Annotated in this window: 11 protein-coding genes; all 11 read right to left on the reverse strand. The window is 52.8% G+C overall.

Annotated elements, in window-relative coordinates; translation table 11 throughout:
* Window positions 1-24 precede the first annotated feature (24 nt).
* On the reverse strand, window positions 25-1,269 hold the full coding sequence (locus tag ASC85_RS04800) for an oligosaccharide flippase family protein (protein WP_057448470.1): 1,245 nt from the start codon (window positions 1,267-1,269) through the stop codon (window positions 25-27).
* Window positions 1,244-2,317, reverse strand: coding sequence for an NAD-dependent epimerase/dehydratase family protein (locus ASC85_RS30820; protein WP_082534319.1), 1,074 nt, complete (start codon window positions 2,315-2,317; stop codon window positions 1,244-1,246). Before ASC85_RS30820 ends, ASC85_RS04800 begins: the two co-directional genes overlap by 26 nt.
* A gap of 54 nt (window positions 2,318-2,371) precedes the next feature.
* Window positions 2,372-3,649 carry a Vi polysaccharide biosynthesis UDP-N-acetylglucosamine C-6 dehydrogenase TviB gene (tviB, locus tag ASC85_RS04805; protein ID WP_057448563.1) on the reverse strand — a complete coding sequence of 426 codons (1,278 nt, stop codon included), beginning with the start codon at window positions 3,647-3,649 and terminating at the stop codon, window positions 2,372-2,374.
* 479 nt (window positions 3,650-4,128) lie between these two features.
* Window positions 4,129-5,196, reverse strand: a complete 1,068-nt coding sequence (locus ASC85_RS04810) for an LPS O-antigen chain length determinant protein WzzB (protein ID WP_057448471.1) — start codon at window positions 5,194-5,196, stop codon at window positions 4,129-4,131.
* A 188-nt stretch (window positions 5,197-5,384) separates the two neighbouring features.
* Complete coding sequence (locus ASC85_RS04815; RefSeq protein ID WP_057448472.1) at window positions 5,385-5,609, reverse strand: lipopolysaccharide assembly protein LapA domain-containing protein; 225 nt, start codon at window positions 5,607-5,609, stop codon at window positions 5,385-5,387.
* 26 nt (window positions 5,610-5,635) lie between these two features.
* Window positions 5,636-5,932, reverse strand: coding sequence for an integration host factor subunit beta (gene ihfB, locus ASC85_RS04820; protein WP_003199243.1), 297 nt, complete (start codon window positions 5,930-5,932; stop codon window positions 5,636-5,638).
* 136 nt (window positions 5,933-6,068) lie between these two features.
* Window positions 6,069-6,347, reverse strand: coding sequence for a hypothetical protein (locus tag ASC85_RS04825; RefSeq protein WP_057448473.1), 279 nt, complete (start codon window positions 6,345-6,347; stop codon window positions 6,069-6,071).
* Window positions 6,348-6,569: 222 nt separating this feature from the next.
* Entirely contained in the window at window positions 6,570-8,258 is a 1,689-nt protein-coding gene (gene rpsA, locus ASC85_RS04830; RefSeq protein WP_057448474.1) for a 30S ribosomal protein S1, read from the reverse strand.
* A gap of 120 nt (window positions 8,259-8,378) precedes the next feature.
* Window positions 8,379-9,068, reverse strand: coding sequence for a (d)CMP kinase (gene cmk, locus ASC85_RS04835; protein ID WP_014337227.1), 690 nt, complete (start codon window positions 9,066-9,068; stop codon window positions 8,379-8,381).
* Window positions 9,065-11,272: a bifunctional prephenate dehydrogenase/3-phosphoshikimate 1-carboxyvinyltransferase gene (locus tag ASC85_RS04840; protein WP_057448475.1), complete on the reverse strand. Its 2,208-nt coding sequence runs from the start codon at window positions 11,270-11,272 to the stop codon at window positions 9,065-9,067. Before ASC85_RS04840 ends, cmk begins: the two co-directional genes overlap by 4 nt.
* A gap of 28 nt (window positions 11,273-11,300) precedes the next feature.
* On the reverse strand, window positions 11,301-12,413 hold the full coding sequence (hisC, locus tag ASC85_RS04845; RefSeq protein ID WP_024619546.1) for a histidinol-phosphate transaminase: 1,113 nt from the start codon (window positions 12,411-12,413) through the stop codon (window positions 11,301-11,303).
* Between the last annotated feature and the right edge of the window lie 13 nt (window positions 12,414-12,426).

Here is a 12,426-nt window from a genome sequence, read left to right on the forward strand (position 1 = left end):
GTACGTTTTACCTGGGAGTTGCGCCTAGCGTGCAATTTTACGCCCCCCTAATATCGCCAGCACCAATATTTGAGACACTAAAGCCAACAAAAACACCTTAAACAGATCGGTGGCCGACATATGGTTTCTTACAGCCATAAATATCGTCCCAAGTAAATAAATTGATGCATATACGCAACCAGCTAAAAATACAACCCTACTTGAATTAGCGCTATGAAGTATTTGCGTGACAATTGTAGTTACGAGTCCGACGCCCCCCGCTAGAACCGCATAAAGAAGAAGCTCACCTTTATCGCAGTAATCGGCACCTAATAAACACAGCCAATAACTTTTGGACACAATCAATAAAGATGGCAAAATAACGGAGATAATGACACCTAATAAAAGGTACAACTTACTGGCGTGGGCGCTTCCCGCCAATTTGACTATTGCATAGGAGGCCAACGCACTGGGCAGGACGGTAACCAAAATATAAAAAAGAAAGAAGAGGTTGAAATAGCCAACCTCCGATACACTCGAACTTGCTCTGGCGAATATCATCAAGCAAATAATATGAATCGGCCCACCTAAGAGCATGCTTCCAGCAATGGATGGAGCACCTGACGATTTAAGCAGATCCTTCATTTTTTGCAGCGAGAAAAACTGCTCACCTTGGTGACTAATAAGTTTAAACCCCCTTATTATCAACACCCCCGAAACGGGCGCAACCAAGGTACAAATGGCCAAACCAAATACAGCACCTTCAACCCTTTTATAGATCCATACGAGGCCGACTACAATTATTAAACCTAAAATCCCGTGTATAGCTAACGCGGCGACCCACCGCCTTGAAACATCTAAAGCGAACATTAGCCCCGTAACAGTTAAGTTGCAGACACAAGCAACTCCCAACAGAAACACACCTATTAAGAGACCATAGACATTGAGTTGTTGAGCTGTCGCTGGCGCGGGAAATATAGAAAATATGATGACAGATAGCATGCCCACCAAAATCCCCCCCCAAAGCATAAGGCCAAAGGAGGTTTTTATATCAACTTTCTCTGGATTGATGACAGCATATCTACTTAGCGCGATACTCAGGCACTCCCCCACAACCGTAGCGATACCCGTCACAATCGCATAATGGTAAGAAAATACTCCGTATAATTCGACACCTAAAATACGGGCTAGACTAAACAGCAATAAGAACATGCATAATTTGTTTAGCAGTACGATAAGTGCGCTAATTTCCCTAATCACAAGATTAACGTCTAGAAAAATAGGAAACATACCAATCGGCGGCTTTTAACATTCCATCGCCAACGGTAAATAACGGGTTATATCCAAGAAATTTAGCTGCCTTGCTAATATCAGCTTGGGAGTGACGCACATCACCAGCCCTGAAATCCCGATAGACCATCTTAGAGGTTGACTCAACACCCGAGCGAGCCAATGCGGCCTTAACACACTCAAATAGCTGGTTTAAAGTCGTTCGATCTCCCACCGCAACATTATAAATATTATTTTTTGCTTCTTCATTTGCACAAGCAGCCAACAAATTTGCCTGTACCGCATTATCTATAAAGCAAAAATCGCGACTGGTTTCACCGTCGCCATTAATAAAAACCTCTTCATTATTGATCATGGCTGCGGTCCATTTAGGAATGACGGCCGCATAGGCTCCATCTGGATCCTGCCGTTGACCAAAAACATTAAAATATCTTAAACCGATTGACTTGAAACCGTATGTTTTAGAAAAAACGTCAGCATAGAGCTCATTAACATACTTTGTAACGGCATAGGGGGAAAGTGGCTTGCCAATGACATCTTCAACTTTGGGTAACGCTGGATGGTCACCATAGGTAGAGCTTGAGGCCGCGTATGTAAAGCTTTTTACGCCAGCATCCTTCGCGGCCACCAACATATTGAGAAAGCCATCAATATTAGTAGCATTCGTAGTAATTGGATCATTTATAGAACGAGGTACAGACCCAAGCGCAGCCTGGTGCAAAACGTAGTCAACTTGAACACTGGACCGTTCAGTATGCTCAACATCTTGTTGAGCATAAAAAGTCATCGCCTGTTTGCAATCTTCGATATTTCTTATATCGCCATTTACAAACAGGAACCGCGCCCATTGCTCTGGACTGACCAATGACTTTACTTCGTCAAGATTATGTTGATACCCTGTAGAAAAATTATCTAAACCTACAACCCGTTGGTTTAATCTGAGCAACGTCTCAAGCAAGTTAGAACCAATGAATCCAGCCACACCGGTAACCAACCAGACCTTAGGTGACTGACGGAGTGTATCTTTTAGACTTTCAAATTTAATCATATTACTCTCGAACGGATTCTAAACCAAATGGAAACAATGGAGCTTCACATACAACTAAAGGCGGAGATCCGACTGAGAGGCGTCCAATAAATATTTCAAGTCATAGAGAACATGCTCAACCTTACCCAGTGCTCTGATATTCTCAGCGCCCATGGCAAGAAATTCTTGATGCGCTACAGCCAGTACAATTCCATCATAGGTATTATTTTGAAGCTCCACTACAGGCGCAATACCGTACTCATGCATAGCCTCAGATGCATCTACCCAAGGGTCATAGACATCAACTGATATATTAAACTCCGCCAACTCATTTACTATATCGATGATTTTGGTGTTCCGTAAATCCGGGCAGTTTTCCTTGAACGTGAAGCCCATTATTAAGACACGAGCTCCGTCGACATGAATCCTGCGTTTAAGCATCGCCTTGACAAGCTGAGAAACAACGTAACTACCCATACTGTCATTCAAACGGCGACCCGCCAGAATAATTTCGGGATGATAACCAATAGATTGGGCTTTATGAGTCAAGTAATAAGGATCAACGCCGATGCAATGCCCACCGACCAAACCGGGACGAAAGGGTAAAAAGTTCCATTTAGTTCCTGCTGCTTCTAATACAGCCTCGGTATCGATGCCCATTTTATTGAAAATCAGAGCCAATTCATTGATCAAGGCAATATTAAGATCACGCTGGGTATTCTCGATGACCTTTGCAGCCTCGGCAACCTTGATGCTCTTTGCTTTATGAGTGCCGGCCAGAATAATTGTTTTGTACAGATCATCTACCAAATCCGCGACTTCTGGATTGGAACCAGAGGTCACTTTTTTTATTGTAGTGACACGATGAGCCTTGTCTCCAGGATTTATCCTTTCTGGACTATACCCAGCAAAAAAGTCTACATTATACTTAAGCCCCGAAACCTTTTCTAATATAGGAACGCAATCCTCCTCCGTTGCACCCGGGTATACGGTGGATTCGTATATGACAACACAACCTTTTTTTAGAACCTTTCCGATAGACTCACTTGCTTTAATTAGAGGCGTAAGATCCGGCCTCTTGTGCTCATCAATCGGAGTTGGTACCGTAACAATAAAAACGTTAACATCCTTTAAATCATCCAAGGATGTGCTGTAGGTCAACTTTGACGCTAGCTGCAGCTCTTCATCAGAAACTTCTAACGTAACATCGTGTCCGTCCTTGAGCGCTGCTACTCGTTGATGATTTATATCAAAACCAACAACTTGCACTTTCTTGCCAAACTCAACCGCCAACGGCAAGCCCACATAACCTAGACCGACGATGGCCAACTTTACATCTTCGAGTTTAAGCATTGTTTTCCCTTGCAATTCATAAAATTTAGATAGATCATCTAAAGCCAACTTGTTACGCATATTCCTACGGGCGAGCATTTAAAGCCTTAAAAATCATACCAAAGGCTTACCGAAAGCCCCCAGAGGCCCTTGTATGAAAAGCTCACATCTCATCAGCTTGATACATCTATGCATTCGATTCGGATGAGGTTCAGTCCATCGGAGTGATGCCCCGCCCATGCAAGCTTAACCGACATTTGCTCCTTATGGCGAGACATGCGTTGACTCAGCGCCGGCGCCGAAGGCAGGATTTGGACGCTTCAGGTGAGAATTGCCTTTACCAGCCCTAAAGGGCCCGCACACCCGGCCTCAATCTACATCATCCCATATAAAAAGCCCACCAGGGTCGGGGGTCCCCAACACTGACGGGCTTCATTTAGGACATAAAGGCCCATCTCGATCATCGAAACCGTCAAGCCCTCAGATTGAATATTATCTCTTCAGCCCCGAGCCATTTGCCTACGTTTTCGACCTTCTTCGCCCCGAGCAAAAACAAACCGGATCAAGGCGATAAACCCACCTAAACATAGACCCGCCAAAATCCCCAAAACGATAATCATTGTTCTTCTTGGCTTTATAGGACTCTCCGGCACTTCTACGCTACCATCCTGCCGATAAATATTGATTCTTGCCGGATCAATGTTAAGTTGCCTATAAAAGCTGTACCTCATCTGTAAAGGCCGCAGATCTTCTATAAACGCGTCATCCGAGGATCTGGACTCTAATGCTTGCACCTCTGCCGTTAGCGCTTTACTCCCCCGCTGATAATCCAACCTGTTACCTGTTTCCACTGTTATATCTACTGCAGCGGTAGAGTTGACAACGGGAGTTTTCAAACCAATGGATTCCGCGACCTTAAGTGCTTCACGCAACTGCTGGATACGGTCCTCTCGCACACGCTGTGCATTTGCGCGCATGCTGATAATCCGCTGCTCGAGGTTACGAGCTCTAACTTGGGCTTCAGTCGTTACGTTTTTTATCAGTTCACTCTCGGCTGAATCATTTGCGCGCTGAACATAGGCTTTCGCCCATTCAGTCGTCCTGGTTGCGTCATCGCCTTGCACAGTTATTGAAAAACGATCTGGCGTATCTTTACCTGCCACTCTAATGACCAACTCTCTTGAAAAACGCTCATAAAGGCGGTCAATTGGTCCCTCTCGCTGAGACTCACTAAGTGAAGGAAGATAGACCTCATTAAAGAACGTTTGACGGAGGGACTCCCCCTGAAGATTTCGAATAAAAACATCATAGACATCTTTAATTGAATAAGGATCCAACTCGGTACTTTTACCACGACCATAATTCAACTCAGCAATACCATTCTGAGTTGGAGGCATAATATATAGTTTAGCCTCATATATCGGCTTACTTAAAAATGCATATGCAGTTGCACCGATAACAACTAGAAGAGCGACGGCGAATATCAACCATTTTTGGGCCCATAATCCATGCACCAGCGCGTTTAGGTCAACTTCATCACCACCGAGCATTTCAATGTCATTTTTCATGTATCGTCTCGCCTTCCTTTTGTGAGACTGCAGTTGCAGACGCGCTGAATGCATCGAAAGACATAACGAACGAAGCCCCTACGAATACAGCTGTAAACTGAATTATATTTAATAAGAACAAAACGCACCCAAAGTCAGAAAATTTGCAGACGGTGATCCTTACCAAGACTACTGGGCTCACACATCCATTATTTCAATCGTCGACGCGCCCCCATGAACCAAGCGAGCAACGGCCCTAACATCATACCAGCGAGAAGCGCCAGGATCACGAAAACCGAAACAGGAAGCTGCGGAGCTGCCCATCCCAGAAACAGGAGTGCAACCGGCTGGTTGTTTTCAAGCACGAACAGGACGATAGCTGAGACCACAAGCAGCGCAAGTACGGCAAGGACTAAGCGTTTAAAGTTGCGCATGAAAACTCCTTTGTTTTGGCTCTGCGTCAGAGCTCATCCCCCTCCTCCTCATTCACACGATCCCTAAGCTCTTTGCCTGGCTTGAAATGAGGGACGAACTTTCCATCAAGGCTGACGGATTGACCGGTTTTCGGATTGCGCCCAACCCGCGGAGCGCGGTAATGCAGAGAAAAGCTGCCGAAACCACGGATTTCAATACGATCCCCCGTAGCCAAACACTGGGACATCTGTTCAAGCATGGTCTTGATGGCTAGCTCCACATCCTTGGATGAGAGTAGCCCTTGATGGGTGACAATTCGTTCGATCAACTCCGACTTCGTCATATTTTTCCCTTCTTTTTCAAGCAGCTAGGAAAATCGCTTGAAAAGGTTTTAGCATGACCGGAGGGATTTGAACAGCCCAAGTATTGACATTCTTCCTGACTCCCCTACCGCCTCTTTCCGCGCAAGCAGGGAGATGCTATCGACAGATGATCAGCATCGTGCGAGTCAGATAGCCAGCCGGATTGAAACCAAAGGGGTACTGATCCTCATCCTTCGCGTCGTCGGATCGGGTAATCACCTTGTAGCCAGCCCCCTTGCACTCTCTTGCAGCTCTCTTGTGGCACTTCTCCCAGCCGGAACCCAACCCCGAGCAGTCGACCTCGATACCACTGACACCACGCACTGCGTGGGTCTTGGCGTTCGTAGAACAAGCCGCCAGCGCCAAGACACTCAACATCAGAAAGAGCTTGTTCATTCAGTTCCTTTAGACAGAGGTCCAGATCGATCATTTATACAAGTCGGAGCCACGCACTGAATAGATTATTGATCCGCTTCATAAAAGAGACAGCTGGGGTGATGGGTTGGTTTCGCAGCGTCCCGAATGAACACCGTCATCGGCTCGGGCAGAGAATTTTGAAATTTCGCAGGCACAAAAAAGGGCGACCGAAGTCGCCCTTTTTTTATGGTCTGACAGAACTCAGTTCTGTTTTTCCATTTGTGCACGCAGCAGGTCGCCCAGAGTGGTAGGACCAGGAGCATCAGTAGCTGGCTTCTCGCGCAGGCTCTGGATTGCTTCTTTCTCTTCAGCATCGTCTTTCGACTTGATGGAGAGCTGGATTACGCGGCTCTTGCGGTCAACGCTGATGATCTTGGCTTCTACTTCTTCGCCTTCTTTCAGAACGTTGCGCGCGTCTTCAACGCGGTCACGGCTGATTTCGGAGGCTTTCAGAGTCGCTTCGATATCGTCGGCCAGAGTGATGATGGCGCCTTTAGCGTCAACTTCTTTCACGATGCCCTTAACGATTGCGCCTTTGTCGTTCTCTTGAACGTACTCGGAGAACGGATCGCTTTCCAGTTGCTTGATACCCAGGGAGATACGCTCGCGCTCTGGGTCAACCGACAGGATAACGGTGTCCAGCTCGTCGCCCTTCTTGAAACGGCGTACGGCTTCTTCGCCCACTTCGTTCCAGGAGATGTCGGACAGGTGAACCAGACCGTCGATGCCGCCGTCCAGACCAATGAAGATACCGAAATCGGTGATCGACTTGATGGTGCCGGAGATTTTATCGCCCTTGTTGAACTGGCCAGAGAAGTCTTCCCATGGGTTGGACTTGCACTGCTTGATGCCGAGGGAGATACGACGACGCTCTTCGTCGATGTCCAGAACCATGACTTCCACTTCGTCGCCGACTTGTACGACTTTCGAAGGGTGGATGTTCTTGTTGGTCCAGTCCATTTCGGAAACGTGTACCAGGCCTTCAACGCCTTCTTCCAGCTCAGCGAAGCAGCCGTAGTCAGTGAGGTTGGTAACACGAGCAGTGACGCGGGTGCTTTCTGGGTAACGGGCTTTGATAGCGACCCATGGATCTTCACCCAGTTGCTTGAGGCCCAGGGAAACACGATTGCGCTCGCGATCGTACTTCAGAACCTTGACATCGATCTCGTCGCCAACGTTGACGATTTCCGAAGGATGCTTGATACGCTTCCAGGCCATGTCGGTGATGTGCAGCAGGCCATCGACGCCACCCAGATCGACGAATGCGCCGTAATCGGTGAGGTTCTTGACGATACCCTTGACCTGCTGGCCTTCCTGCAGCGATTCCAGCAGAGCTTCACGCTCGGCGGAGTTCTCGGCTTCCAGGACACTGCGACGGGAAACGACAACGTTGTTGCGCTTCTGGTCCAGCTTGATGACCTTGAATTCCAGCTCTTTGCCTTCCAGGTGCGTGGTATCGCGCACTGGACGGACGTCAACCAGGGAACCTGGCAGGAACGCACGGATGCCGTTAACGTCGACAGTGAAGCCGCCTTTAACCTTACCGTTGATAACGCCCTTGACCACTTCCTCAGCTGCGAAAGCCGCTTCCAGAACGATCCAGCATTCAGCGCGCTTGGCTTTTTCACGGGACAGCTTGGTTTCACCAAAGCCATCTTCAACCGAGTCCAGCGCAACGTGAACTTCGTCACCGACGTTGATGTTCAGTTCGCCAGCGTCGTTGTAGAACTGCTCAAGCGGGATGAGTGCTTCAGACTTCAGACCAGCGTGAACGGTTACCCAGCGAGCTTGGTAATCGATATCAACGATAACACCGGTGATGATGGAGCCTGCCTGAAGGTTCAGGGTTTTCAGGCTTTCTTCAAAGAGTTCCGCAAAGCTTTCGCTCATTTTAATTCCTGTTGATTAGGGCGAAGAATACGCCCGCCTCCACATCCCAGACGATGTGGGTTAGTTTCATATAAAAGAAGCATCGCAGGACTATGACTGGTCCCCTGCGAAGCTTCCTGGTCACCCGGCGATATCGCGAATGGCGATCTCGCTCATGATGCGTTGCAACACCTGATCGATGGACAACTCCGTGGAATCCAGCTGTATCGCGTCGGCCGCCGGCTTGAGCGGGGCTACTGCGCGCTGGGTGTCACGCTCATCGCGTGCACGGATCTCATCTAGCAGACTCGACAGACTAACATCCTCGCCTTTGCCCTTCAACTGCAAATATCGGCGACGCGCCCTCTCCTCCGCACTGGCGGTGAGGAAAATCTTCAGCGGTGCATCGGGAAAAACCACCGTGCCCATGTCGCGACCGTCCGCCACCAGCCCCGGCGGCTCCTGGAACGCGCGCTGGCGCTGCAGCAAGGCTTCGCGCACCGCCGGCAGCGCGGCGACCTGGGAGGCCCCGGCACCGACGCTTTCAGTACGAATGACGTCGCTGACTTCGTCACCTTCCAGAATGATGCGCTGGAGCTGACCGTCGGTCGCGGCAATGAATTGCACGTCCAGATGAGCAGCCAGCGCCTTGAGCAACTCTTCGTTGGTCAGGTCGACGCCATGGTTCGCGGCAGCGAACGCCAATAGACGATACAAGGCACCCGAATCGAGCAGGTTCCAGCCCAACTGCCTGGCCAGGATCCCGGCGACGGTCCCCTTGCCCGAACCGCTCGGACCGTCGATGGTGATGACCGGTGCCTTGATGTTCACGACTGTGCCTCTTGTGCCACTCGAATACCGACCTGTGCGCACAGCGCCAGGAAGTTCGGGAACGACGTCGCGACGTTGGCGCAATCATGGATGCGAATCGGCGCGCTGGCGCGCAAAGACGCAACACTGAAGGCCATGGCGATACGATGGTCACCGTGACCATGGACTTCGCCGCCACCGATCTGGCCGCCGTCGATGATGATGCCGTCCGGCGTTGGCTGGCACTTGACGCCAAGGGCGAGCAAGCCATCAGCCATCACCTGGATGCGATCCGATTCCTTGACCCGCAGCTCCTCAGCGCCCGTCAATACGGTGCGCCCTTCTGCACAGGCGGCCGCCACGAACAGCACCGGGAACTCGTCGATGGCCAGCGGAACCAGCGCCTCCGGAATCTCGATACCCTTGAGTTTAGCTGCTCGTACGCGCAGGTCCGCCACGGGTTCGCCGCCGACTTCACGCTGGTTTTCCAGAGTGATGTCAGCGCCCATCAGGCGCAGGATGTCGATCACGCCGGTACGGGTCGGGTTGATGCCGACGTGCTCGAGCACCAGGTCGGAGCCTTCGGCGATCGAGGCGGCCACCAGGAAGAATGCCGACGACGAGATGTCGCCCGGCACTTCGATGTGGGTCGCGGTCAGCTTGCTGCCAGACTCGACGGACGCCGTGGCGCCATCGACCGTGACCGGGTAGCCGAAGCCGCGCAGCATGCGCTCGGTATGATCGCGGGTCGGAGCCGGTTCGGTGACGGTGGTCTTGCCTTCGGCGTAGAGACCCGCCAGCAGCAGGCAGGATTTCACCTGGGCGCTGGCCATCGGCATGGTGTAGGTCAGGCCCTTGAGCTTGTTGCCACCGCGGATGATCATCGGCGGACGACCGTCGGCGGCAGTCTCGATGACCGCGCCCATTTCCCGCAACGGGTTGGCGACGCGATTCATCGGGCGCTTGGACAGCGAGGCGTCACCGGTCAAGGTGCTGTCGAAGTCCTGCGCGGCCAGCAGGCCGGACAACAGGCGCATCGAGGTCCCGGAGTTACCCAAGTAGATCGGACCCGGGGCCGGCTTGAGACCATGCAGGCCGACACCATGGATGGTCACGCGACCGTGGTGCGGACCTTCGATGACCACCCCCATGTCGCGAAACGCTTGCAGCGTCGCCAGGGCGTCTTCGCCCTCGAGGAAGCCTTCCACCTCGGTCACGCCTTCGGCCAGGGAGCCGAGCATGATCGAACGGTGGGAAATCGATTTATCGCCCGGTACACGAATACGCCCGCTCAGGGAGCCACCAGGTTGTGCCAGGAAAATCAGATCGTTGGAGTTCATAGCGTCCACATAGGCCCGACGGGCCAGGATTTTACTGAAATGCTCGCGGGCCACCCTGGCGCGCGTGAAAACGCCCAGCAATTGGTGCCCGTCCCCTGCATCGACCGCGTCGCGCAAGGCGTCGAGATCGCTGCGAAATGTATCGAGTGTGCGCAGGACAGCTTCGCGGTTGGCGAGGAAGATGTCGTGCCACATGACCGGGTCGCTTCCAGCGATTCTCGTGAAATCGCGGAAACCGCCGGCAGCGTAACGGAAGATCTCAAGATTTTCATTGCGTTTGGCCAACGAATCCACCAGGCCGAACGCCAACAGGTGCGGCAAGTGGCTGGTGGCAGCCAACACTTCATCGTGACGCTCGACCTGCATGTGCTCGACATCGGCGCCCAGTTCCCGCCACAAACGGTCCACCACCGCCAGCGCGGCTGGATCCGTCTGGTCCAGCGGCGTGAGGATCACTTTGTGGCGACGAAACAGCTCGGCGTTGGAGGCTTCCACCCCGCTCTGCTCGGAGCCGGCAATCGGATGGCCGGGCACGAAGCGAGCCGGCATTCCACCGAAGGCCTCGGTGGCCGCTCGCACGACGTTGCCCTTGGCGCTGCCGACGTCGGTCAGGATCGCTTGCCCCAGGTTCATGGTCGCCAGACGCGCCAGCAGTTTTTCCATGGCCAGGATCGGCACCGCCAACTGGATCACGTCCGCGCCTTGGCAAGCGATCGCCAGGTCATCCTCGCAGCGATCAACCACCCCCAGCTCCACGGCCAGCTTGCGCGACTGCGGATCCAGGTCGACACCGACCACCTCGCGGCACAGACCGCTTTCACGCAAGCCCTTGGCAAACGAACCGCCAATCAACCCCAGGCCGACCACCACCAGGCGACCGATCATAGGGGCAGCAGGTTGCAGAGAAGTGACATCAACCACGAGCCAGAACCTTGCTCAACGCCTCAAGGAAACGGCTGTTCTCCGCTGGCAGGCCGATGGTGATGCGCAAATGGTTCGGCATGCCGTAGTTGGCCACCGGACGCACGATCACGCCCTCGCGCAACAGCCCCTGGTACACCGGCGCGGCGACACGCCCCAGGTCGACGCAGATGAAGTTGCCTTTGGATGGAATCCAGCTCAGACCCAGTTCCCGGAACCCCGCTTCCAACTGCTGCATGCCGGCCGCGTTGAGGCGACGGCTTTCGGCCAGGTAAGCCTCATCCTGCAATGCGGCACAGGCGGCTGCCAGGGCGAAGCTGTTGACGTTGAACGGCTGGCGCACGCGGTTCAACACATCGGCCACCACGGCGGTGGACAAGCCGTAGCCAACCCGTAGCGAGGCCAGGCCGTAGGCTTTCGAGAACGTGCGCGAAACCAGCAGGTTCGGGTAGGCCGCGAGGAAATCCAGGCCATCGGGCAAATCGCTGCCTTCGGCGTATTCGATGTAGGCCTCGTCCAACACCACAAGCACGTGCGCGGGCACGTCTTGCAGGAAGTCGTCCAGGGCCTGGGCATCAAACCAGGTGCCGGTCGGGTTGTTCGGGTTGGCAATGAAGACCACCCGCGTGTTGGCGTCGATGGCAGCCAGCATGGCCGGCAGATCGTGTCCCCAGTTTTTGGCCGGGACCACATGGGCATCCGCGCCCACGGCCTGGGTCGCGATCGGGTAGACCGCAAACGCGTGCTCGCTGAACACGGCGTTGAGACCTGGTGCCAGGTACGCACGGGCGACCAACTCAAGAATGTCGTTGGAGCCGTTGCCCAGCGTCACTTGGTTCAGCTCGACGCCACAGCGCTCGGCCAACAGGCTTTTCAATGCAAACCCATTGCCGTCGGGGTAACGGGTCAGCTCGGCCAGTTCGTCGCGGATCGCCGCCAGTGCCTTGGGGCTCGCGCCCAACGGGTTTTCGTTGCTCGCCAACTTGACGATGCTGGCCGGATCCAGGTCCAGCTCGCGGGCCAGTTCATCCACGGGCTTGCCCGGAACGTAAGGCGAGAGTTGTTGCACGCCTGGCTGAGCCAGAGCGAGGAAGTTGCCACTCATTTGCTATCCGCCC

Source organism: Pseudomonas sp. Root401 (genome assembly GCF_001425105.1).
GTDB classification, from domain to species: Bacteria; Pseudomonadota; Gammaproteobacteria; order Pseudomonadales; family Pseudomonadaceae; genus Aquipseudomonas; species Aquipseudomonas brassicacearum.